The 22706-nt window shown below is 70.4% G+C and carries 16 protein-coding genes; 2 read left to right on the top strand and 14 right to left on the bottom strand.

Features of this window, described 5'->3' with window-relative positions:
* Nucleotides 1-58: 58 nt before the first annotated feature.
* From ABN273_RS29800 to ABN273_RS29750, 11 genes are all read right to left on the bottom strand, one after another.
* Entirely contained in the window at nucleotides 59-1435 is a 1377-nt protein-coding gene (locus ABN273_RS29800; RefSeq protein ID WP_349452358.1) for an L-serine ammonia-lyase, read from the bottom strand.
* Complete coding sequence (locus ABN273_RS29795; protein ID WP_349452357.1) at nucleotides 1432-1998, bottom strand: sarcosine oxidase subunit gamma; 567 nt, start codon at nucleotides 1996-1998, stop codon at nucleotides 1432-1434. The genes ABN273_RS29800 and ABN273_RS29795 overlap by 4 nt, the downstream gene beginning before the upstream one ends.
* On the bottom strand, nucleotides 1991-4702 hold the full coding sequence (locus tag ABN273_RS29790) for a 2Fe-2S iron-sulfur cluster-binding protein (protein ID WP_349452356.1): 2712 nt from the start codon (nucleotides 4700-4702) through the stop codon (nucleotides 1991-1993). The genes ABN273_RS29795 and ABN273_RS29790 overlap by 8 nt, the downstream gene beginning before the upstream one ends.
* The gene (locus ABN273_RS29785) at nucleotides 4699-4977 is read right to left on the bottom strand and encodes a sarcosine oxidase subunit delta (RefSeq protein ID WP_349452355.1); all 279 of its coding nucleotides are present in this window, start codon (nucleotides 4975-4977) and stop codon (nucleotides 4699-4701) included. The genes ABN273_RS29790 and ABN273_RS29785 overlap by 4 nt, the downstream gene beginning before the upstream one ends.
* A 12-nt stretch (nucleotides 4978-4989) precedes the next feature.
* Nucleotides 4990-6222 (bottom strand): sarcosine oxidase subunit beta family protein, encoded by a 1233-nt coding sequence (locus ABN273_RS29780; RefSeq protein WP_349452354.1) that lies wholly within the window; start codon nucleotides 6220-6222, stop codon nucleotides 4990-4992.
* Entirely contained in the window at nucleotides 6219-7475 is a 1257-nt protein-coding gene (gene glyA / locus ABN273_RS29775; protein ID WP_349452353.1) for a serine hydroxymethyltransferase, read from the bottom strand. Before glyA ends, ABN273_RS29780 begins: the two co-directional genes overlap by 4 nt.
* Nucleotides 7476-7488: 13 nt before the next feature.
* The gene (locus tag ABN273_RS29770) at nucleotides 7489-9891 is read right to left on the bottom strand and encodes a GcvT family protein (RefSeq protein ID WP_349452352.1); all 2403 of its coding nucleotides are present in this window, start codon (nucleotides 9889-9891) and stop codon (nucleotides 7489-7491) included.
* A 180-nt stretch (nucleotides 9892-10071) separates the two neighbouring features.
* On the bottom strand, nucleotides 10072-11055 hold the full coding sequence (locus ABN273_RS29765) for an ABC transporter substrate-binding protein (RefSeq protein WP_349452351.1): 984 nt from the start codon (nucleotides 11053-11055) through the stop codon (nucleotides 10072-10074).
* A 45-nt stretch (nucleotides 11056-11100) separates the two neighbouring features.
* Nucleotides 11101-13113 (bottom strand): ABC transporter permease, encoded by a 2013-nt coding sequence (locus ABN273_RS29760; protein WP_349452350.1) that lies wholly within the window; start codon nucleotides 13111-13113, stop codon nucleotides 11101-11103.
* Nucleotides 13113-14171: a quaternary amine ABC transporter ATP-binding protein gene (locus tag ABN273_RS29755; RefSeq protein ID WP_349452349.1), complete on the bottom strand. Its 1059-nt coding sequence runs from the start codon at nucleotides 14169-14171 to the stop codon at nucleotides 13113-13115. Before ABN273_RS29755 ends, ABN273_RS29760 begins: the two co-directional genes overlap by 1 nt.
* A 24-nt stretch (nucleotides 14172-14195) precedes the next feature.
* Nucleotides 14196-15656 carry an aldehyde dehydrogenase family protein gene (locus ABN273_RS29750; RefSeq protein ID WP_349452348.1) on the bottom strand — a complete coding sequence of 487 codons (1461 nt, stop codon included), beginning with the start codon at nucleotides 15654-15656 and terminating at the stop codon, nucleotides 14196-14198.
* A gap of 239 nt (nucleotides 15657-15895) precedes the next feature.
* Between ABN273_RS29750 and purU the strand changes: the two genes are divergently transcribed.
* Nucleotides 15896-16747, top strand: coding sequence for a formyltetrahydrofolate deformylase (gene purU / locus ABN273_RS29745; RefSeq protein WP_349452347.1), 852 nt, complete (start codon nucleotides 15896-15898; stop codon nucleotides 16745-16747).
* Between the two features lie 63 nt (nucleotides 16748-16810).
* Here purU and betA read toward each other — a convergent pair whose 3' ends face one another.
* On the bottom strand, nucleotides 16811-18448 hold the full coding sequence (gene betA, locus ABN273_RS29740) for a choline dehydrogenase (protein ID WP_349452346.1): 1638 nt from the start codon (nucleotides 18446-18448) through the stop codon (nucleotides 16811-16813).
* A gap of 130 nt (nucleotides 18449-18578) precedes the next feature.
* On the opposite strand from betA, the gene ABN273_RS29735 reads away from it, so the two are divergent.
* The gene (locus ABN273_RS29735) at nucleotides 18579-19352 is read left to right on the top strand and encodes an IclR family transcriptional regulator (protein WP_349452345.1); all 774 of its coding nucleotides are present in this window, start codon (nucleotides 18579-18581) and stop codon (nucleotides 19350-19352) included.
* On the opposite strand, the gene ABN273_RS29730 is transcribed toward ABN273_RS29735, so the two are convergent.
* Nucleotides 19324-21567 carry an FdhF/YdeP family oxidoreductase gene (locus ABN273_RS29730; RefSeq protein WP_349452344.1) on the bottom strand — a complete coding sequence of 748 codons (2244 nt, stop codon included), beginning with the start codon at nucleotides 21565-21567 and terminating at the stop codon, nucleotides 19324-19326. The two genes, ABN273_RS29735 and ABN273_RS29730, sit on opposite strands and share 29 nt — an antisense overlap.
* Nucleotides 21568-21569: 2 nt before the next feature.
* Nucleotides 21570-22676: an aromatic ring-hydroxylating oxygenase subunit alpha gene (locus ABN273_RS29725; RefSeq protein ID WP_349452343.1), complete on the bottom strand. Its 1107-nt coding sequence runs from the start codon at nucleotides 22674-22676 to the stop codon at nucleotides 21570-21572.
* Nucleotides 22677-22706: the final 30 nt, after the last annotated feature.

Here is a 22706-nt window from a genome sequence, read left to right as displayed (position 1 = left end):
GGCGGGGGGGGCGGCGGGGCGGCACCACGGCCGCCGCGCCGCACGGCCAGAGCCTCTTCTAGCACTCGATCACGTTGACGGCGAGGCCGCCGCGTGACGTCTCCTTGTACTTGTCCAGCATGTCCCGGCCGGTGTCGCGCATCGTCTTGACCGCCTTGTCGAGCGAGACGAAGTGGCGGCCGTCGCCGCGCAGCGCGATCCTGGCCGCGGTGATGGCCTTGTTGGAGGCCACCGCGTTCCGCTCGATGCACGGGATCTGGACCAGGCCGCCGATCGGGTCGCAGGTCAGGCCCAGGTTGTGCTCGATGCCGATCTCGGCGGCGTTCTCCACCTGCTCGGGCGTGCCCCCGAGGACCTCGGTGAGCCCGGCGGCGGCCATGGCGCAGGCCGAGCCGACCTCTCCCTGGCAGCCCACCTCCGCGCCGGAGATCGAGGCGTTCTCCTTGATCAGCACGCCGACCGCGGCCGCCGTGAGCAGGAAGCGGATCACGCCGTTGTCGTCGGCACGGGGGATGAAACGGGTGTAGTAGGTCAGGACGGCCGGGATGATGCCGGCCGCGCCGTTGGTGGGGGCGGTGACGATGCGGCCGCCGGCGGCGTTCTCCTCGTTGACCGCCAGCGCGAAGAGCGTCACCCAGTCCATGGCGTGCAGCGGGTCCTTCTCCGGCGACTCACTCCGCAGGCGCCGGTGCAGCCCGTTCGCGCGCCGCTTGACGCGCAGCCCGCCTGGCAGCACGCCCTCCCGTGAGATCCCGCGGTGCACGCACTCGGACATGACCCGCCACAGGTCCAGGATCCCCGCGCGGATCTCCTGCTCGGTGCGGCCGAACGCCTTCTCGTTCTCCAGCATCAGCCGGGAGATCGACAGGCCGGTGTTGGAGCAGTGCTTGAGCAGCTCCTCCCCGGTGGTGAAGGGGTAGGGCAGGACGGTGTCGTCCGGCTTGATGCGGTCGGCGCCGGTGGCCTTCTCGTCCACGACGAAGCCGCCGCCGACCGAGAAGTAGACCTTCTCCCGCAGTTGCTCGCCGTCGGCCGTGTACGCGGTGAAGCGCATGCCGTTCGGGTGCTCAGGGAGGGAGAGCTTGCGTTCGAAGATCAGGTCCTGGCCGACCACGAAGGGGATCTCGTGCGTCCCGTACAGCTGGACCGTGCCGGACTCGCGCATCCGGGCCAGCCGGGCGTCGATGGAGTCGACGTCCACCAGCTCGGGCTTCTCGCCGGAGAGGCCGAGCAGGACCGCCTTGTCGCTGCCGTGGCCCTTGCCGGTCAGGCCGAGCGAGCCGTACAGGATGGCCTCGACCTGCGCGACCTGCGAGAGCAGGCCGTCGTCGTGCAGGCCGCGGGCGAACTTGTGCGCGGCCGCCATCGGGCCTCCCGTGTGGGAGCTCGACGGGCCGATGCCGATCTTGAACAGGTCGAAGACACCGATGCTCATGTCAGGTATTCCGTCGCCGCGTCCAGCAGCCACTCGGCCAGGTAGGCCGCGAACGACGAGCGTACGAGCACCAGGAACCCCTCCTGCTGGGGCAGCAGCACGACCTGGGCCCGCGCCAGCGTGGTCTGCGCGCACGAGCCCGGGCCGAACACCGAAGGGTGCAGGTCGATCGCACATCCGTGGGCCAGCAGATCGCGGGCTCGCGGGCCGCCCACCAGCAGGGTGGTGCGCTGCGCCGAGACGTCCACCACGGACCCGTGCCGGTCGCCGAGGGCCGCGCGCACCGGCTCGGCGGCGTATTCCCCGTCAGGGCCGATCACCAGCCACTCGTCGGGCCCCAGCCAGGCCACCGTCACCTCGCCCGACCGCACGGTGGTGCCCGGCGAGACCGGCAGCGGGACGCCGAGGGCCGCCCCGATGTCCGCGGCGGCCGGGCTCTCCGGGTCCACGCGCACGTTGACCTGGCGAAGAAAGGGGATCTCGGCCAGTGTCAGCGCCTCACTCTTCGACGCGGTCGCGAACCGGTCGGCGAAGGCCGCTGCCGGACTCCTGCGCTCAGCCATCGCGGCGCGCTCCTTCCGGGTCGTACAGAACGTGAGAGGTCACGGTGACGGGCACCAGCCCGTCGCCGACAGGGGCGTAGAGGCGCGCGCCGACGCGTTCCCGCCCGCCGCTGACCAGGGCCAGTGCGAACGTACGGCCCAGCGCGGCGCTGCGGTAGCTCGAGGTCACGTGCCCGAGCATCGGCACGGGCGGCTCCGGCAGGCTGGAGAACTCCACCAGGTGCGTCCCCTCGGGCAGCAGCAGCTCAGGGTCCTCCGGCAGCAGCCCGACGAGCTGCTTGCGGTCCACACGCGACGTGTCCGCCCGGGCGAACGACCGCTTGCCGATGAAGTCGGCCTTCTTCTTGGAGACCACCCAGGACATGCCCAGGTCCTGCGGCGTGATCGTGCCGTCGGTGTCCTGCCCGACGATCGGGTAGCCCTTCTCGGCGCGCAGCACGTGCATGGTCTCGGTCCCGTACGGCGTGACGACCTCGGTGCCCATGATCGCCTCCCACAGGGCCAGGCCCTCCCATGAGGTCACGTTGATCTCGTAGGCCAGCTCGCCGGAGAAGCTGATCCGGCACACCCGCGCCGGAATGCCCGCGACCTCGGTCTCTCGCCACGTCATGAAGGGGAAGTCGGCCGCGCCGACGGCCAGGCCGGGGGCGAGCCCGGCCAGCACCTCACGCGACCCGGGACCGACCAGCGCCACAGTGGCCCACTGCTCGGTGACCGAGGTGCAGTGCACCCGCAGCCATGGCCACTCGGTTTGCAGCCACTCCTCCATCCAGTCGAGGACGGCCGCCGCGTTGCCCGTGGTGGTGGTGACCAGGAAGTGGTCCTCGGCGAGCCTGATGACGGTGCCGTCGTCGAAGACCATGCCGTCGGCCCGGCACATCACGCCGTATCTGATGGCGCCGACGGCCAGCGTGCTCATCATGTTCGTGTACAGCAGGTCGAGGAACGCCGCCGCGTCGGGTCCGATCACGTCGATCTTGCCGAGCGTGGAGGCGTCCATCGCCGCCACGCCTTCCCGCGCCGCCCGGCATTCTCGCCGGACCGCGGCCTCCATGTCCTCGCCGGGGCGGGGGTAGTACCACGGCCGCTGCCACTGCCCGACGTTCTCGAACAGCGCGCCGTGAGCGACGTGCCACTCGTGCAGCGCGGTGACCCGGACCGGGTCGTGCAGCGCGCCGCGGTCGCGACCCGCCAGCGCCGCGAAGCTCACCGGCGTGTACGGCGCGCGGAACGTCGTGCTGCCCAGCCCTCCCACCGGGACACCCAGCGCCTGCGCCGCCACGGCCGTGGTCAGCAGGCCGGAGGTCTTGCCCTGGTCGTGGGCGGTGCCCGCGGTGGTGTAGCGCTTGACATGCTCGACGGAGCGCAGCCCCGCACCGGTCGCCCGCAGGACGTCGGCCACGGTCACGTCCCGCTGCAGGTCGGCGAAATGCGTCCCGTAGTCCTCAGCCGGCACCAGCCAGTACGGCACGCCCGCGGTCACGTCTCCGGCGGCCGCCCCCACGACCTCGACCGCCTGCCGCGACGTGCCGGGCACGAGTGTGCCCAGCGCCTCGTCGTAGCGCAGGGTTCCGCCGGACTGGCTGAACAGGTGCACGACCGGGTTCCACCCGCCGGAGACCAGCAGCAGGTCGGCGTCGAGGGCGCGCTCGCCCGTAACGGCTCCGGTCCCGGTCAGCCGTCCCACCAGGACCGAGGAGACCTCCGGGTCGCCCAGCGCGGTGGTCACCACGTGTCCGGCCAGCACCTCGATGCCTCGCGCGGCTGCTTCGGCCCGGTACGGGGGCTCGGGCCGCACATCGACGATGGCCGCTACCTCCACGCCCACGCCGACGAGGTCGAAGGCGGCGGCGTAGGCGCTGTCGCCGGCCGTGAACACCACCGCGCGACGGCCGGGGAGCACGCCGTACCTGTTGACGTAGGTCCGCGCGGCACCCGCCAGCATCACCCCCGGCAGGTCGTTGCCCGCGAAGGCGATCGGCCGCTCGTGCGCGCCGGTCGCCAGCACGACCCGCCGCGCCCTGATGCGCCATATGCGCTCCCTGGCCACGTGTGCCGGAGCCGCGCCGCCGAGGTGGTTGGTGCGCCGTTCGACGGCGACGAGGTAGTTGTCGTCGTAGTAGCCGAAGACCGTGGTGCGCGGCAGCACCGTGACCTCGGGCAGGCCCGCCAGCTCGGCCGCGACCGCCGCCGCCCACTCGGCGCCCGGCCGGCCCTCCACCTCTTCGGCGGTGCCGAGCAGGCCGCCGCCGGGCTCGGGCCGCTCGTCGGCGAGGATCACCCGGGCGCCGGTGCGCGCGGCGTCCCTGGCCGCGGCCAGCCCGGCGGGGCCCGCGCCCACCACCAGCACGTCGCAGTGGGCGTGGATGGCGTCGTAGCGGGCCGGGTCCGGTTCGGCGGCGAGGCGGCCCTGACCGGGGAGCCCGCTCGCGACCAGGCCGTCGTACAGCTCGACGGTGGTCGCGGTCAGCATGGGCTCGGGGAACGGCGCCTCGATCTGCACCAGCGCGCTGGGCTCCTCGCTGCCCGCGGAGAAGACGCCGCGCGGGCGGCCCAGCTTGACGCTCGTCGCGACCTGGCGGACGCCGTTGGCCAGCAGCGCCGAGGCGAGCGTGTCGCCGGGGTGCCCGGTGTAGTCGCGGCCGTCGAAGCGGAAGCGGAGCGTGCGGGTGCGGTCGATCCGCCCGCCGGTCTCGCGCCTCACGGCGTCACCGGCCGGGGCTCGCCCACCCGGTAGACGGAGTGGATCTCGTTCGTGGCGGTGTCGCGTACGGCGTTGAACCAGCGGCGGCAGCCCGCGGAGTGGCTCCACCGCTCGGCGAACGCCCCCTTGGGGTTGTCGCGGAAGAACAGGTAGCGGGCCCACTCCTCGTCGGAGAGCGCACCCGGGTCCTCCGGGTAGGCGACGTGGGCCTGGCCGCCGTAGTGGAACTCGGCCTCGTCGCGAGGGCCGCACCAGGGACAGGGGATCAGCAGCATCGTGGCGTTTCCTCAGTGCGCGACCGCGGCGGCGCCGTGCTCATCGACGAGCGCCCCGGTGACGAAACGGTCAAGGGAGAAGGGAGCATTGAGCGGGTGCGGCTCGTCGTTGGCCACGGTGTGGGCGAAGCACCAGCCCACGCCCGGTGTCGCCTTGAAGCCGCCGGTGCCCCAGCCGCAGTTGAGGTAGAGGCCCTCGACCGGGGTGAGGCCCATGATCGGTGACGCGTCCGGGGAGACGTCCACCACACCGCCCCAGGTGCGCAGCACGTGCGCCCGGGCGAAGACGGGGAACAGCTCCAGAGCCGCGGCCATCTGACTTTCGATGATGTGGAAGGCGCCGCGCTGGCGGTAGGAGTTGGCCGCGTCGATGCCTGCCCCCATGACGAGCTCGCCCTTGTGCGCCTGGCTGACGTACACGTGCACGGCGTTGGACATGACGACCGTGGGGTGCACGGGCTCCAGCAGCTCCGAGACCAGTGCCTGGAGGGGGTGGCTCTGCAGGGGCAGGTCGATCCCCGCCGTGGCGGCCACGACCGAGGTGTGGCCGGCGGCGCACAGCGCCACCCGGCCGGCCGCGATCGTGCCGCGGGTGGTCTCCACGCCGGTCACCCGGCCCTCGCTCACCCGCAGCCCGGTGACCTCGCAGTGTTCGACGAACTCGACGCCGAGCGCCGCGGCCGCCCTGGCCAGCCCCCACGCGACGTGGTCGTGTTTGGCGATCCCGGCCCTGGGCTGGAAGGTGGCGCCCAGCACCGGGTAGCGGACGTCGGGGGAGACGTTGACGATCGGGCAGACCTCCTTGACCTGCTGGGGGTCCAGCCACTCCGCGTCCACGCCGTTGAGCCGGTTGGCCTCGACCCGTCGCACGCTGTCGCGGACGTCCTGGAGGCTGTGCGCGAGGTTGAGCACGCCGCGCTGGCTGAACAGCAGCGGGTAGTCGAGCTCCTCCTCCAGCCCCTCCCACAGCTTCAACGCGTGCTCGTAGATGCCGGCGCTCTCGTCCCACAGGTAGTTGGAGCGGATGATGGTGGTGTTGCGGGCCATGTTGCCGCCCGCGAGCCAGCCCCGCTCCAGCACGGCGACATTGGTGATGCCGTGGTTCCTGGCCAGGTAGTAGGCGGTGGCCAGGCCGTGCCCGCCGCCTCCGACGATCACCACATCGTAGGACGCCTTGGGCTCGGCCGCGCTCCACAGCCGGTCGGGGTGCTCGGGCAGGTCGGCGCCCGGGGTGCGAGGGCTCATCGGACGCCTCCGTAGAGCGGGTGCTTGCCGGCCAGGGCCTCGACCCTGCCGCGCAGGAAGGACACGTCCGCCTCGGGCAAGAGCGCGTGCACGATGATGTCGGCCACCTCGCTGAAGTCGCCGGGGCCGAACCCGCGCGTGGCCAGCGCGGGGGTGCCGATCCGCAGGCCGGAGGTGACCATCGGCGGGCGCGGGTCGAACGGCACCGCGTTCCTGTTCACCGTGATCCCGGCGGTGTGCAGCCGGTCCTCGGCCTGTTTGCCGTCCAGCTCCGACTCGCGCAGGTCGACCAGGACGAGGTGCACGTCGGTGCCGCCGGTCAGCACCTGCACGCCGGCCTCGGCGGCGTCGGACGCGAGCAGCCGGTCGGCGAGGATCCTCGCGCCCTCCAGCGTGCGCCGCTGGCGGTCGCGGAACCCGTCCGCCGCGGCGATCTTGAACGCGACCGCCTTCGCCGCGATGACGTGCTCCAGCGGCCCGCCCTGCTGGCCGGGGAAGACCGACGAGTTGATCTTCTTGATGAGGTCGTCCGTGGAGAGGATCACCCCGCCGCGCGGCCCGCCGAGGGTCTTGTGCGTGGTCGTGGTGACGACGTGGGCGTGCGGCACGGGGGAGGGGTGCAGGCCCGCGGCCACCAGGCCGGCGAAGTGCGCCATGTCGACCATGAGGTAGGCGCCCACCTCGTCGGCGATCCTTCTGAAGGCCGCGAAGTCCAGGTGGCGGGGATAGGCCGACCAGCCGGCGATGATCAGCTTGGGCCGGTGCTCGCGGGCCAGCCGCTCGACCTCCTCCATGTCCACCAGGTGGTCGCTCTCGCGCACGTGGTAGGCGACCACGTTGTACAGGCGGCCGGAGAAGTTGATCCGCATGCCGTGCGTGAGGTGGCCGCCGTGGGCCAGGGCGAGGCCGAGGATGGTGTCGCCGGGTTCGAGCAGGGCGGCCATGGCCGCGGCGTTGGCCTGGGCGCCGGAGTGCGGCTGCACGTTGGCCGCTTCGGCGCCGAAGAGCGACTTCACCCGGTCGATGGCGATCTGCTCGATCACGTCCACGTGCTCACAGCCGCCGTAGTAGCGCCGGCCCGGGTAGCCCTCGGCGTACTTGTTGGTGAGCACCGAGCCCTGCGCCGCCATGACGGCGACGGGCGCGAAGTTCTCGGAGGCGATCATCTCCAGCGTCGAGCGCTGGCGGTCCAGCTCGCCGTCGATGGCCGCGTGGATCTCCGGGTCGACCACGTCCAGCGGAGTGTCGATCATGTGACGTCCTTTCCTAACCGCGCAGCCGCTGCATCGTGGGGTCGAAGAGCGGTTCCTCGGCGACGACGGCGCGTACTCTCCGGTCGAAGTAGCCGATGGTCACCTCCTGGCCGGGGGCCGCCAGGGAGGCGGGCAGCCAGGCGTAGGCGATGCCGCTGCCGATCGTGTATCCGTAGGCGGCGCTGGTGACGTAGCCGACGGCGCCGTCGCCGTCGTAGACGGGCTCCTTGCCCATGACGAGCTCGTCGGTGAGCAGGCACGTGAGCCGGCGGCGCACCGACTCCTTGCGCTCCAGCAGCGCCTCGCGGCCGACGAAGTCTCCCTTGTCCAGCTTGACGGCGAAGCCGAGCCCGGCCTCGTACGGATCGTGCTCGAAGGTCATGTCCGTGCCGAAGGACCGGTAGCCCTTCTCCAGGCGCAGGCTGGTGAAGGCGCCGCGGCCGCCAGCGAGTACGCCGTGCTCCTGCCCGGCCTCCCACAGCGTGTCCCAGAGCTTGAGTCCCAGATCGGCGGTGGTGTAGATCTCCCAGCCGAGCTCGCCGACGTACGACAGGCGCAGCATGGTGACCGGCACGTTGCGGATGTAGCCGCGGGCGCCGCGGAAGTAGCGCAGCGCGGTCAGGTCGATGCCGGTCAGCGGCTGGACCAGGTCGCGGGCACGCGGCCCCCACACGCCCACGCAGCAGGTGCCCGCGGTGATGTCGCGGACGTGCACGTCACGCGGCCGCCGCCGGTCCAGCCAGTCGAGGTCGAGGTTGCCGTTGGCGCCGAGCTGGAACAGCTCGGGCCCCAGCCGCGCGACGGTGATGTCGCTGCGGATGCCGCCGTCGGTGTCGAGGAGCAGGCAGTACGTCACGGAGCCGACGGACTTGTCCACGTCGCCTGTCACGAGGGACTGCAGGAAGCCCACGGCGCCCGGGCCGCTGACCTCAAGGCGCTTGAGCGCGGTCATGTCGTACATCGCGACGGATTCCCGGGTGGCCTGCGCTTCCGCGCCCACGATGGGCGACCAGTACTGCGCGGCCCAGTCGCCGGGCTCGGGGATGTCACGGCCCTGCAGCAGCGGGGCGTTGGCGCCGTACCACTGCGGCCGCTCCCAGCCGGAGGCCTCCAGGAAGATCGCGCCGAGCTCCTGCTGGCGGGCGTGGAACGGGCTGGTCCGCAGCGGGCGCGGGTGCTCCATGGGCTGCAGCGGGTGGATGATGTCGTAGACCTCGACGTAGTTCTGGCAGCCGCGCTCCAGCACGTAGTCAGGCGCGAGCTGGTGCGGCTCGAACCGGTTGACGTCGCATTCGTGCAGGTCGAAGGAGGAGCAGTGGCCGTCGACCAGCCACTCGGCCATGGCCATGCCGACCCCTGCGGAGTGGGTGACCCAGACGGCCTCCGCCACCCAGAAGCCCTTCACGTCCCGCGACTCGCCCATCAGCGGCATGTGGTCGGTCGTGAACGAGAACAGCCCGTTGATGCCCTCCTCCACCTTGGCCGACTGCGTGGCGGGCAGCAGGCTCTGGGTCTCGGTCCAGGCGTCGGCGAAGTCGTCGGGCGTGAAGGTCAGCACCGACGGCATGACCTCGGCGGCGTCGATCGAGAGGATCTCGTCGGGGCTGATCGGCATCGGCCGATGACCGTAGTAGCCGATGCCCAGCGTGTCGTACCGTTCCCGGTAGTACAGATCGGCGTCCTGGTGGCGCAGGATGGGCCTGGTCGCCTCCTCGGTCTGCCCGGCCAGGTCGGGGATCTGCCCGGTCCAGGCCAGCTGGTGGGCCACCGGCGTGAGCGGCAGCTCCATCCCGACCATCCTGGCCACCCGCGGCCCCCAGATCCCGGCGCAGCAGACCACCAGGTCGGCGGGGATCTCGCCCTGGTCGGTGACCACCGCGGCGACCCGGTCGTCCTCGGTTCTGATGTCCAGCACCTCGTGCCTGGCCAGGACCCGCACTCCGCGCTCCATCGCCCTGACGAGCTGCGCGTTCACCGCCTTGACCGCCTTGGCCAGCCCGTCGGTGGGGATGAACAGGCCGCCGAGCACCCTGCCGGGGTCCAGGAGCGAGTGCTTGGCCACGCACTCGGCGGGGGAGAGCAGGTGCGCCTCCAGACCCCACGACACCGCCCAGCCGTGGCGGCGGCGCAGCTCGGCGAGGCGCTCCGGCGTGGTGGCCACCTCGAGCCCGCCCACCTGGTGGAAACTGTCCAGCTCGACGAACTTCTCCACGGTGTAACGGGCCATCTGGGTCATGGTCTTCGAGCCGTTCGTCTGGAAGACCAGGCCAGGAGCGTGCGAGGAGGAGCCGCCCGTCTCGGGGACGTCTCCCTGGTCGACCACTGTGACGTCGGTCCAGCCGCGGGCCGACAGCTCGTCGGCGAGTGCCGCGCCGACCACGCCGGCCCCGATGATGACGACTCTCGGGCCCGTCATAGCCACCTCCGTTGTTGCGAAATATGCAACCCAACGCGCTTTCCGCAACAAGCGTCGCTTGCGGGGTTGCGGGTGTCAAGAGGCGTTCTGTCTAATTCCGTACGCTCTGGCCGGCTCGCTGAACGCGCGCGAACCCGGCCCGATCGCGGGGTGCGATCGTGCCGGGTTCGCACACGTAGGTCAGCTCTTGGGCAGCCAGGCCTTGACCTTGTCCGGGTTGCCGGCCACCCACTTGGCGGCCGCCTCGTCGGCGGTCATCTTGTCCTCGGAGATGTACTTCGCCACGAGGTTCTGGTCGTCGTTGGTCCAGGTGAAGTTCTTGACCAGCTGGAAGGCGGGACTGCCGGAGTCGGCGAACTTCTTGCTCACGATCTTGTCGAGCACGTACGGCGGGTAGTCGCAGGCCACCTTGGCCGGATCGGCGTCGCAGCCCTCGGTGTACGCGGGCAGGTTGACGCGGACCAGTTTCATCTCCGCCCAGAACCACTGCGGGTCGTAGAAGTAGGCGAGCAGCGGCTTCTTCTGTGCCTCGGCCTGCCGGAACGAGGTGATCAGAGCCGCCTCGCTGCCGCCGGTGACGACTTTGTAGTTCAGCTTGAGGTTCTTGACCAGGGCCTCGTCGTTGGTGACGTACGACGGATCACCGTCGAGCAGTTGACCCTTGCCGCCCGACTCGGAGGTCTTGAACAGGTCGGCGTACTTGTTGAGGTTCTTCCAGTCGGTAATGTCCGGGTACTTCTCGGCCATCCACGGCGGCACGTACCAGCCGATGGTGCCCTTGTTCCCGGTCGGCCCCGCGTCGACGGCGACCTTCTGGTCCTCGATGTACTTCTTCTTCAGGTCGGCGTGGCCCCAGTTCTCCACGATCGCGTCGACCTCGCCGGTGCCGAAGCCCTGCCAGGCCACCTCTTCCTTGAGGTCCTTCTTCACGACCTTGCAGCCCAGGTTCTTCTCGGCCACGTGGGCGATCACCGCCGCGTTGGCCTCGTAGCCCACCCACGGGTTGATCGCGAGGTTGAGGGTCCCGCACGCCTTCGCGCTGCCGCCGCCGCCGGCGGCAGCCGGGGTCTCGCCGACCTTGGCTCCCGCGCAGGCGTTGAGAAGGAGGCCCATGCCGGTTACCAGGACAAGTGCCCGGATCCTCCCGCTTCTTGAATTCATCATGTGGTCCTCCTGATGGTTCCCCGGGCCGGCGCGGGCCCGTGTCGGTTACTTGTGCGGTTGCCCCCTGTGAGCGGCCGCGTCTGCGCGCTCTGTGGCGGCGCGCATGATGCGGTCGAGCACGATGCCGAGCACGACGATCGCGAGCCCGGCGGCCAGCCCCTTTCCTCTGAGCTGGTGCTGCGAGAATCCGGCCACGACGTCGTAGCCGAGCGCCCCCGCTCCCACGAGGCCGCCTACGACGACCATCGAGAGCACGTAGATGAGTCCCTGGCTCGCCGCCAGTGTCACGCCGCTGCGGGCCATCGGCAGCTGGACCTTGGAGATGAGCTGCCAGGTGCTCGCCCCCGCCGAGGTGGCGGCCTCGACCGTGGTGGGGGAGACCCGTCTGATGCCCTCGGCCACCAGCTTGATCGCGACGGGCGCCGCGAAGACCACGGCCGCGATGATCGCGGTGAACCGCGTCGGGCCGAACAGGCCCAGGATCGGCACCAGGTAGACGAAGGCTGGCATGGTCTGGCCGGCGTCGAGCACGGGGCGCAGCACGGTGTCGGCCCGGTCGTTGCGGCCCATCCACACCCCCAGCACCACGCCGAGAATCATGACCAGGATCGTCGCGACCAGGGTCGAGGCCAGCGTGACCATGCTGTCCTGCCAGAGCCCGAGCAGGACCAGCGCCGCCAGGCCGACCGCGGTCGCCAGGGCCGCCCGCGCGCTGCCCACCAGCAGGGCCACGGCCACGATCACGGCGAAGACCAGCCACCACGGAGAGCCGGTCAGCAGCGACTCGAACGGGTTGAGCAGCCCGTTGGTGAGCAGGTTCTTGACCGCGTCGGTGAAGCCGACCAGGCTGTCCTGCGCCCAGGCGCTCGCCCCGTCGGCGGCGCGGCGCACATAGGGGCCGACGTTGGCCTGCACCGGGAACTCCGCCGCCCAGACGTAGGTGTACGACAGATAGCCCAGCACCGCGGCGACGCCGAGCACGCCCGTCACCTGCAACCGCCGAGCTCCGGGAGTGAGCAGCCGGCCCGCCCTGCGCTCGGCCTCCACCCGGCGGCTGGCCGCCGAGGTCACCCGGTCGAGCACCACCGCCATGATGACGATGGCCAGGCCCGCGTTGAACGCGGTGCCCACGTCCAGGGTCTGCAGCGCCTTCAGCACTGTCTTGCCCAGGCCCGGCGCGTCGATGAGCGCCGCGATGGTGGCCATGGACAGGGCGGCCATGATCGTCTGGTTCACCCCGACGATGATCGTCTGCTTGGCCATCGGCAGCCGTACGAGCCGTAGCGACTGGGCGGTGGTGGCGCCCAGCGAGGCCCCCGCTTCGAGGGTGTCGGGCGAGACCTGGCGGATGCCGTGGGCGGTGATGCGGATGGCAGGCGGGACCGCGTAGATCATCGTGGCGACCGTCGCGCTGGCCGGGCCGATGAGGAAGAAGAGCGTGAGCGGCGCCAGGTAGACGAACGTCGGCATCGTCTGCATGAAGTCCAGCACCGGGGTGACCAGCCGGTGGAAGCGGTTGCTCATCCCCGCCCACACCCCGAGCGGGATGCCGACGGCCAGCGACAACGCCACCGCGGTGAGCGTGAGGGCGAGCGTGTCCATGCTCTCCTCCCACAGCCCGAGCAGCCCGAAGGAGATCAGGCCCGCCGCCGTGAGCAGCGCCGACTTCCTGTTGCCGTACAGCAGGGCGATCGCGGTCGCCAGGCCCGTCACGCCCAGCCAGCCCAGCACGGGGACCGGGCGCCCGAAGGACGGCTGGCTGATCAGCGCCTGGACGAGCGTCACGGCCTGGTCCAGGAAGAGCCGGATGTAGTTGACGAAGTAGAGGAAGAACGGATTGCTGTTCCTGCCGTCGTCGATGGCGTCCATGGCCTCGTTGAGCGTGCTGTGCAGCGGCGTCAGCTCGGCGCCGCCGAGCTGCAGCGTGTCGCGCCCGTTCAGCAGCGCCCACCCCAGTACCCAGAGCGCGAGCACCGCCAGCAGCAGGTACTTGCGGCCGCGCAGCCGCGTGGTCACCGCCGTCACAGCGCTTGTCGCCTGGCCCGTCACGGGCGCCATCAGGACTGCCCTCCCGCGATGACCTCCAGGATCTCCGCACTGGTGACCACGCCCAGCAGGGCGCCGTTCTCAGTCACGCGGACCGGCCGGTCGGCCGACATCACGCTGTGCACCGCGTCCCGGATGACCACGTCGGGGCCCAGCTCGGGCCCGTCCAGGGGCTCGTCCGGCTGCGGGTCGCGCATGATCCAGCGCAGCGTCAGCACGTGGGAACGCGGTACGTCGCTGACGAAGTCCTTCACATAGTCGTCGGCCGGCGCGCCCACGACCTCGTCGGGCGTGCCCATCTGGACCAGCTCTCCGTCGCGCATGATGAGGATGCGGTCGCCCAGCTTGAGCGCCTCGCTCAGGTCGTGCGTGATGAAGATCATGGTCTTGCCGACCTCGTGGTGCAGGCGGATGACCTCGTTCTGCATCTCGCGCCTGATCAGCGGGTCGAGCGCGGAGAACGGCTCGTCGAACATCAGCACCTCCGGGTCGGCGGCCAGCGCGCGGGCCAGGCCGACGCGCTGCTGCATGCCCCCGGAGAGCTGGTCGGGATAGCAGTTCTCGAAGCCGGTCAGGCCCACCAGCCCGACGACCTCGCGCGCCCTGACATAGCGGTCCTGCTTGGGCACGCCGCGGATCTCCAGCCCGAAGGCGACGTTGTCCAGCACGCACCGGTGTGGCAGCAGGCCGAAGTGCTGGAAGACCATGGCCATGCGGTGCCTGCGCAGCTCCCGCAGCCGCTTCTCGTCGGCCTTGCGGACGTCGTCGCCGTCGAGCAGGATCTCGCCGGCCGTCGGCTCGATCAGCCTGGTGAGGCAGCGGACCAGGGTGGACTTGCCCGAGCCGGACAGGCCCATGACCACGAACACCTCGCCCCGCCGTACCGAGAAGGACACGTCGCGGACGGCGGCGACGCATCCGGTCTGCTCTTTCAGCTCCATGCGACTGAGCGTGCTGCCGACGACGCGGTCAGCCTTGGGCCCGAACACCTTCCAGAGCCCCTTCACCTCGAGGATGGGGGGTGTCTCGGTGCCGAGCGGAGTGCGTTCGGTCAGTGACGGTGCGGTCATGACCACCTCTTGTTCGTCAGGGCGTTAGTTCGCTGGGAACCACCGCTGGGGGCGTGGGCGGATGTTCTGCCAGACATGCTTGATCTCGCGGTACTCGTCCAGGCCGGTGGGCCCGAGCTCACGGCCGATGCCTGACTGCTTGAAGCCACCCCACTCGGCCTGCGGCACGTAGGGGTGGTAGTCGTTGATCCACACCGTGCCGTGCCGCAGCCGGCCCGCCACCCGTTGCGCCTTGCCGGCGTCCTGGGTCCAGACCGCGCCGGCCAGGCCGTACTCGGTGTCGTTGGCGAGGCGCACGGCCTCGTCCTCGGTGGTGAAGCGCTCGACGGTGAGCACCGGGCCGAAGGACTCCTCTCGCACCACGCGCATGCCCTGCTTGCACTCGTCGAGCACGGTGGGGCGGTAGAAGAAGCCGTCGCCCGCCACGCGGTGGCCGCCACAGCGCAGGACGGCGCCCTCGGCCAGGCCCGCCGCCACGTACTCCGCGACCTTGGCCAGGTGCGCCGCGGAGATCAGCGGGCCGGTGTGCGCGTCCGGGTCGAAGGGGCCGCCCAAGCGGATCCGCTCCGCCCGCCGTACCACCTCGTCGACGAAGACGTCGTGCAGCGAGTCCTCGACGAGGAGGCGGGCGCCGGCCGAGCAGACCTGGCCCGAGTGCAGGAACACCGCGGTGAGGGCGAAGTCGACCGCGGTCTCGACGTCGGCGTCGGCGAAGACGATGTTGGGGTTCTTGCCGCCCAGCTCGAGCGCCACGCGCTTGACGGTGGACGCGGCGCTCGCCATGATCCGCCGTCCCGTGGCCACGCCGCCGGTGAACGACACCAGGTCCACGGCGGGGTGCTCGGCGAGTGGCGCACCCGCCTCGGGGCCCGGGCCGAGCACCAGGTTGGCCACGCCCGCGGGCAGGCCCGCCTCCTCCAGAGCGCGCATCAACAGGATCGAGGTGCTGGGTGTGAGCTCGCTGGGCTTGAGCACGAAGGTGTTGCCGGCGGCGAGTGCGGGGGCGACCTTCCACGTCGCCTGCAGCAGCGGGTAGTTCCACGGCGTGATCAGGCCGCAGACGCCGACGGGCTCGTGGACGATGCGGCTGATCGCGTCGTCGCGGCCGGTGTCGATCACCCGCCCCGCGTCGGTGCCGGCCACCCCGGCGAAGTAGCGCAGGCTGGCGATGGAGTCGTCGACGTCGTACTCGCTCTCCACGAGCCGCTTGCCGGTGTCGCCCGACTCGGCCCTGGCGAACTCGTCGCGGTCGCGTTCCAGCAGGTCAGCTACCCTGTAGAGGAGCGCGCCGCGCTCGCGGGCCGGGGTCTGCGGCCAGGGGCCCGCGTCGAAGGCGTGCCTGGCGGCCTCGATCGCGGTCGCGGTGTCGGCCGCTGTGGCCTCCGCGACCGTGGCCACCAGGCTGCCGTCGGCCGGCGAGTGGATGTGCCGCCGCCCGCCGGCGATCGGCCTCGTCCACTTGCCATCGATGTAGAGGTCGGTCATCCGGCACACCTCAGATCGTTGCGCATTGCGCAAACTAGTGCTCAATGGGGAACAGGATTGACCGGTTGCTGGGGGTTCGTCAAGGCCCTGGGGGAATCACTGGCCGAAACCATACGTTGTGATGAAGTTTCCCCCTTGGTCGGACAGTGGTTCCCGTCTTGACGGACCGGCTCCTCTCGGTTCACGCTGTTGCGTATAGAACACCAAATTGCGTAATGTGCAACCCCAAGGGAGGGGCGATGGCTCCTGGGCGCGAGTTCATCCTCACCGTCTCCTGTGCTGACAAGCCGGGCATCGTCTACGCGGTGAGCAGCTTCCTCATCCAGCACGGTGGGAACATGCTGCAGAGCAAGCAGTTCAACGACCGCAAGGGCGGCGGCTTCTTCATGCGCGTGCACTTCGCCTCCCAGGACGGGCTGGAGGAGCTGCGTGCGGGCTTCTCGTACGTCGCGGAGTCCTTCCAGATGAGCTGGCAGCTCAGGGACGCGGCCATGCCCATCCGTACGCTGATCATGGTGTCGAAGTTCGGTCACTGCATGAACGACCTGCTCTTCCGCCGCCGGGTCGGCGGCCTGAACATCGAGATCCCCGCGGTCGTCTCCAATCACCCGGACCTGGAGCCGATGGCCGCCTCCTACGGCGTCCCCTTCCATCATGTGCCCGTGACGCCGGACGGCAAGGCCGAAGCCGAGGCCACGGTGCTGCAGCTGGTCGCCGAGTACGAAGCGGACCTGGTGGTGCTCGCCCGCTACATGCAGGTCCTGTCGGACGACATGTGCAAACGCCTGGAGGGGCGGGCGATCAACATCCACCACTCCTTCCTGCCGGGCTTCAAGGGCGCCAAGCCGTACCACCAGGCGCACGAGCGGGGCGTGAAGCTCATCGGGGCGACGGCGCACTATGTCACGGCGGACCTGGACGAGGGGCCCATCATCGAGCAGGACGTGGCCAGGGTGGACCACGAGCTGGACCCTGACGACCTGGTCGCCGTCGGCAGGGACGTCGAGGCTCAGGTGCTCGCCAGGGCGGTGAAGTGGCACAGCGAGCAGCGGGTGCTGCTCAACGGCGACCGCACGGTCGTCTTCCGCTGATATTTCGGTGTTTGAGGCGGTTGTTGGAGGCGGTGGGGGAGTCCCCACCGCCTCCGTCGTTGTCTAGGAGCGGTGCCGGTAGAACTCGGTCGTCTCCGGCGGCAGGGGAGTGTTGCCGAGGATCAGGTCGGCCGCCTTCTCCGCCAGCATCATGACCGGCGCGTAGATGTTGCCGTTCGTCACGTACGGCATGGCCGAAGCGTCCACCACCCGCAGCCCGTCCACGCCGTGCACGCGCATGCTCTCGGGGTCGAGCACGGACATCTCGTCGACGCCCATCCGGGCCGTGCAGGAGGGGTGCAGCGCCGTCTCGCCGTCCTTGGCCACCCAGTCCAGGATCTCCTCGTCGGTCTCGACGGAGGGCCCCGGTGACAGCTCGCCGGTGCTGTACTCGGCCAGCGCGGGCTGGTCGAGGATGCTCCGGGTCACCCGTACGGCCTCCACCCACTCGCGCCGGTCCTGCTCGGTGGAGAGGTAGTTGAAGCGCAGGGCGGGCTTTCGCCGCGGGTCGATGCTCTTGATCTTCACGGAGCCGCGGGCGTCCGAGTACATGGGGCCGACGTGCACCTGGTAGCCGTGCCCGCCCGCGGGCGCGGAGCCGTCGTAGCGCACCGCGATCGGCAAGAAGTGGAACATGAGATTGGGGTAGTCGACGTCGTCGTTGCTGCGTACGAAGCCGCCGGCCTCGAAATGGTTGGTCGCGCCCGGCCCCTGGCGCAGGAACAACCACTGGGCCCCGATCCACGGGTGGCGCCACTTCTGCAGGTTCGGCTGCATCGAGACGGGCTTGCCGCACCCGTGCTGGATGTAGACCTCCAGGTGGTCCTGGAGGTTCTCGCCCACGCCCGGCAAGTGGTGCACGACGTCGACGCCGAGGGCGCGCAGCTCGTCGGCGTCGCCGACCCCGGACAGCTGGAGGAGCTGCGGCGAGTTGATCGCGCCGCCACACAGGATGACCTCTCCCGCTCGCACGGTCCCGCCGTCGTACTCGACGCCGACGGCCCGCTTGCCCTCGAAGAGGATCCGCGTCACGAACGTCCGCGTCCGCACTGTGAGGTTCGGCCGCTTCATCACCGGGTGCAGGTACGCCCTGGCCGCGCTGAGTCGGCGACCCCGCCGGATGTTGCGGTCGAAGCGGGCGAAGCCCTCCTGGCGGTAGCCGTTGACGTCATCGGTCAGCGGGTAGCCGGCCTGCTGCACCGCCTCGAAGAAGGCCGTGAAGAGCGGCGTGCTCGCCGCCCCCCGCTCCAGCGCCAGCGGTCCCGCGTGGCCCCGCCAAGGGGTGCCCGGGTCGGCCAGGCAGTTCTCCATGCGCTTGAAGTAGGGCAGGCAATGGGCGTAGTCCCAGGTCTTCATTCCGGGATCGGCGCCCCAGCGCTCGTAGTCCATCGGGTTGCCGCGCTGGAAGATCATGCCGTTGATGCTGCTCGAACCGCCCAGCACCTTCCCGCGCGCGTGGTAGATCCGGCGGCCGTGCATGTGCGGCTCGGGCTCGGACTCGTACTGCCAGTCGTAGAAGCGGTTGCCGATCGGGAAGGGGAGCGCCGCCGGCATGTGGATGAAGACGTCCCAGGGGTAGTCGGACCGGCCTGCCTCGAGCACCAGCACTCGCGTGCCCGGATCTGCGGAGAGCCGGTTCGCCAGGGCACAGCCCGCCGAGCCGCCTCCGACGATCACGAAGTCGTACTGCTGTGACGTCATGTTGCCTCGCCTCGCTCGCGCGTTTCAGGGAATCGTAGCGTTATGCGCATTTCGTTGCACTACTCGCAACAACAGATCTTTTTTGGGGCTTCGGGTCGCGTGAGTTCCTTAGAGCACTTAGAGTTTCGCTATGAGCAACGAATCCGGCAGCGGAGGCGTGCAATCGGTCGACCGAGCGATCAGCGTGCTCGAGATCCTCTCCCGCCGGGGTGAGGCCGGCGTCAGCGAGGTGGCCGCCGAGATCGAGGTGCACAAATCCACCGCCTTCCGGTTGCTCGGCGCCCTGGAGGCGCGCGGCCTGGTCGAGCAGGCGGAGGACCGGGGCAAGTACCGCCTGGGCTTCGGCATCATCCGCCTGGCCGGAGGCGTCAACACCCAGATGGACCTCGGCCGGCGCAGCCGTCCCATCTGCCAGCGGCTGGCCGAGGAGATCGGCGAGACCGTGAACATCGCCGTGCTCCGCTCCTCCTACGCGGTCAACCTGGACCAGGTGCGCGGGCCGTCCGCCGTCACCGCCTACAACTGGGTCGGCCAGCTCACCCCGCTCCACGCCACCTCCAGCGGCAAGGTGCTCCTGGCCCACCTCGACGACGGGCAGCGGGCGAAGCTGCTGTCGGAGGGGCCGCTGGAGCCGCTCACGAGCCGCACTGTCACCGACGTGGCCGAGCTGGAGAAGCAGCTCGCCGAGACCAGGAAGAGGGGCTATGCCTACTGCCTGGAGGAGCTGGAGGACGGGCTGAACACCATAGCCGCGCCCATCCGCTCCTACCACGGGGACGTCGTGGCCGCGGTGAGCGTCTCCGGGCCCGCCTACCGCTTCAACGCCGAGCGCATGCACGAGCTCTCCTCCGTCCTCATCAGCGGCGCCGACGAGATCAGCGCGCGGCTCGGCTACTCGGGCTAGCCCGCGCCAGCCGCACCACCACGCTCTTCGACGTCGGAGTGTTGGACGTCTCGGCCACCGAGTCCAGCGGCACCAGCACGTTGGTCTCGGGGAAGTAGGCCGCGCAGCACCCGCGCGCCGTCGGGTACGAGATCACCCTGAAGCCCTTCGCCTTGCGCTCGCCGTCGGGCCACTCGCTGATCAGATCCACCACGTCCCCATCGGCCAGGTCACGCTCCGCCAGATCGTCGGGGTGAACGAACAGGACGCGGCGGCCCGCCTTGACCCCGCGGTAGCGGTCGTCCAGGCCGTAGATCGTGGTGTTGTACTGGTCGTGGCTGCGGACCGTCTGCAGCAGCAGCCGTCCCGGTGGCACCCGCAGCACCTCCAGCCGGTTGACGGTGAAGTTGGCGCGGCCGGTCGCGGTGGGGAACCGGCGCTCGTCCCTGGGCGCGTTGGGCAGCGCGAAGCCAGCCTCGGCCCGCGCGTTGAAGTCGGTGAAGCCGGGAACCACCCGGGCGATGCGGTCCCTGATCGCGCCGTAGTCGCGCGCGAACTCGTCCCAGGGCACGCGCGGGTCGTCGCCGAACAGCTCGCGAGCCAGCCCGCACACGATGGCCGTCTCCGACAGCAGGCTCGGTGCGGCGGGTCCCAGCCGGCCCTTGGAGGCGTGGACCAGGCCCATCGAGTCCTCCACCGTCACGTAGCCCGCGGCGTCGCGCTCGGTGCGGCCGAGCGCCGGCAGGATGAGCGCCTGCTCGCCGCAGACGGCGTGGGAGCGGTTGAGCTTCGTGGACACCTGCACGGTCAGCCGGGTACGGCGCAGCGCCGCCTCGGTGACCTCGCTGTCGGGCGTGGCCCTGACGAAGTTGCCGCCCATCCCGAAGAACACCTTGACCGCGCCGTCGCGCATCGCGCGGATGGCCTCCACGGTGTCCAGCCCGTGGTGGCGCGGCGGGGCGAAGCCGAACTCCGCCTCCAGCGCGTCCAGGAACTCCGCCGACGGCTTCTCGTAGATCCCCATGGTGCGGTCGCCCTGAACGTTGGAGTGCCCGCGCACCGGGCACACGCCCGCACCCGGCCGGCCGACGTTGCCGCGCAGCAGCAGGAAGTTGACCACTTCCCTGATCGTCGCCACGGAGTTGCGGTGCTGGGTCAGGCCCATGGCCCAGCACACGACGACCGAGCGCGCGCCGCGGACCTCCTCGGCCGTCTCCTCCAGCTCGGCCCTGGACAGCCCGGTCGCCTCCAGCACGTCCGCCCAGTCGAGGGCGGTCAGATGCCGCCGCCACTCCTCGAAGCCGTACGTGTGCTCCTCGACGAACTCCCTGTCGGCCGAGTCGAGCAGCAGCAGCGACAGCGCCTGGAAGAGCGCCATGTCGCCGTTGAGCCGGATCTGCAGGAAGCGGTCTGCGAGCGCGGTGCCCGAGCCCAGCCCGGAGGGCCGCTGCGGGTTCTTGAACCGCAGCAGCCCGGCCTCCGGCAGCGGGTTGACCGCGATGATCCGCGCTCCGCCGCGCTTGGCCCGCTCCAGGGCGCTCAGCATGCGTGGATGGTTGGTGCCGGGGTTCTGCCCCACCACGAAGATGAGCTCCGCGCGGTGCAGGTCCTCCAGCGTGACCGTGCCCTTGCCGATGCCCAGCGTCTCGGTGAGCGCCGAGCCGCTCGACTCGTGACACATGTTGGAGCAGTCCGGCAGGTTGTTGGTGCCGAAGCGGCGCACGAGCAACTGGTAGGCGAAGGCCGCCTCGTTGGACGTGCGGCCGGAGGTGTAGAACACGGCCTCGTCAGGGCTGTCGAGGGCACGCAGCTCCTCCGTGATGACCCGGAACGCCTCCACCCAGCCGATGGGCCGGTAGCGGTCCGAGCCCGCGGCCTTGTACATGGGCTCGGTGAGCCGGCCCTGCTGCCCCAGCCAGTAGTCGCTCATCCCGGCCAGCTCGCCGACCGGGTGGGCGGCGAAGAACTCGCTGGTCAGCCGCCGCGTCGTGGCCTCCTCGGCGACCGCCTTGGCGCCGTTCTCGCAGAACTCCGCCGGGCTGCGATGCTCGCCCTCCGGCCAGGCGCAGCCCGGGCAGTCGAAGCCGTTCTTCTGGTTGACCCGCAGCAGGGTGAGGACGGTGCGGCCGGCGCCCATCTGCCGATAGGCCATCCGCATGGCGTGTCCCACCGCGGGCAGCCCGCCCGCCCAGTCCTTGGGGGAGCCGACCCGGAGCCCCTCGTCCTCGTCCGCCATGCTCAGCCGATCCGGTTCTGTACCCACTCGTGGAAGGCGCCGATGTGGTGCTCGCTCGGCACCAGCACGCCGCCCTTGGCGTACGTGCGCGAGCTCATCCGCGGTTGGGTACGCTCGCACGCGTCGAAGTCCTGCTGGTTGACGCGGTGGAAGAGCTCGACCGACTTGTCCAGGTCCGTGCCGCTCGCCACCACGCCGGGCAGGTAGAGCCAGTCGCACTCGATCACCGTGCGGTCGACGGCCAGCGGGAACATCCGGTGCAGGATCACGTGGTCGGGCACCAGGTTGACGAAGACCTGCGGCTTGATGGTGATCGCGTAGTAGCGCCTGTCCTGCTCTTCGCTCACCCCGGGGATGCGGTCGAGCCCGGCGGACCCGTCGACGGTGAAGCCCTGGATCTCCTCGCCGAACTCGGCGCCGTGGCCGACGAAGTACTGCGCCGCGTAGCCGTCGGCGAACTCGGGCAGCACCTCGGTCAGCTCGGGGTGGATCGTGGCGCAGTGGTAGCACTCCATGAAGTTCTCGATGATGAGCTTCCAGTTGGCCTGGACGTCGTACACGATCCGCCGCCCGACCTGGAGGTTCGGCACGTCGTAGTTGTCGATCAGGTCCAGCGAGCCGAGGCGCTCGGTGACCGCGCCGAGCACGTCGTCCTCGAAGGAGGGCGGATCGTCGGCGAGGCAGACCCACACGTAGCCGAGCCACTCCCGCACGTGCACCTTGACCAGGCCGTACTCGACCCGGTCCAGGTCGGCCATCTTGGTCAGGTTGGGCGCGGCGACGAGCTTGCCCTCCAGGTCATAGGTCCACGCGTGGTACGGGCACTGGAACGCCCGCTTGACCTCGCCGGACTCCTCCGTGCGGATGGTGGCGCCGCGATGGCGGCAGACGTTGAAGAACGCGCGCACCGACCCGTCCCTCGCCCTGGTGACGAGGATGCTCTCGGCGCCGACCTGCACGGTCTTGAACGCCCCCGGCTTGCCCAGGTCGGACGAGCGCACCACGCAGAACCACATCGACTCGAAGATGTTCTTCTGCTCCAGGGCGAAGATCTCAGGGTCGACGTAGTAGCGACCGGGGAGGGTGGGGATCACGCTTGACGTGGTCACGGGACTACTCCTGTGGGGGTGCGGGCCGGG

Origin of the sequence: Nonomuraea sp. B19D2, from assembly GCF_040137845.1 — a bacterium.
Taxonomy (GTDB): Bacteria; Actinomycetota; Actinomycetes; order Streptosporangiales; family Streptosporangiaceae; genus Nonomuraea.
This window is presented reverse-complemented; position numbering and strand designations above follow the sequence as displayed.

What these genes read in the sequence shown, in the direction of transcription:
- ABN273_RS29795 (WP_349452357.1), bottom strand. Translation starts at nt 1,998, where the DNA reads ATGGCTGAGCGCAGGAGTCCGGCAGCGGCCTTCGCCGACCGGTTCGCG.
- ABN273_RS29800 (WP_349452358.1), bottom strand. Translation starts at nt 1,435, where the DNA reads ATGAGCATCGGTGTCTTCGACCTGTTCAAGATCGGCATCGGCCCGTCG.
- ABN273_RS29765 (WP_349452351.1), bottom strand. Translation starts at nt 11,055, where the DNA reads ATGATGAATTCAAGAAGCGGGAGGATCCGGGCACTTGTCCTGGTAACC.
- ABN273_RS29730 (WP_349452344.1), bottom strand. Translation starts at nt 21,567, where the DNA reads ATGGCGGACGAGGACGAGGGGCTCCGGGTCGGCTCCCCCAAGGACTGG.
- ABN273_RS29760 (WP_349452350.1), bottom strand. Translation starts at nt 13,113, where the DNA reads ATGGCGCCCGTGACGGGCCAGGCGACAAGCGCTGTGACGGCGGTGACC.
- ABN273_RS29780 (WP_349452354.1), bottom strand. Translation starts at nt 6,222, where the DNA reads ATGAGCCCTCGCACCCCGGGCGCCGACCTGCCCGAGCACCCCGACCGG.
- ABN273_RS29770 (WP_349452352.1), bottom strand. Translation starts at nt 9,891, where the DNA reads ATGACGGGCCCGAGAGTCGTCATCATCGGGGCCGGCGTGGTCGGCGCG.
- ABN273_RS29755 (WP_349452349.1), bottom strand. Translation starts at nt 14,171, where the DNA reads ATGACCGCACCGTCACTGACCGAACGCACTCCGCTCGGCACCGAGACA.
- ABN273_RS29750 (WP_349452348.1), bottom strand. Translation starts at nt 15,656, where the DNA reads ATGACCGACCTCTACATCGATGGCAAGTGGACGAGGCCGATCGCCGGC.
- ABN273_RS29785 (WP_349452355.1), bottom strand. Translation starts at nt 4,977, where the DNA reads ATGCTGCTGATCCCCTGTCCCTGGTGCGGCCCTCGCGACGAGGCCGAG.
- ABN273_RS29735 (WP_349452345.1), top strand. Translation starts at nt 18,579, where the DNA reads ATGAGCAACGAATCCGGCAGCGGAGGCGTGCAATCGGTCGACCGAGCG.
- betA (WP_349452346.1), bottom strand. Translation starts at nt 18,448, where the DNA reads ATGACGTCACAGCAGTACGACTTCGTGATCGTCGGAGGCGGCTCGGCG.
- glyA (WP_349452353.1), bottom strand. Translation starts at nt 7,475, where the DNA reads ATGATCGACACTCCGCTGGACGTGGTCGACCCGGAGATCCACGCGGCC.
- purU (WP_349452347.1), top strand. Translation starts at nt 15,896, where the DNA reads ATGGCTCCTGGGCGCGAGTTCATCCTCACCGTCTCCTGTGCTGACAAG.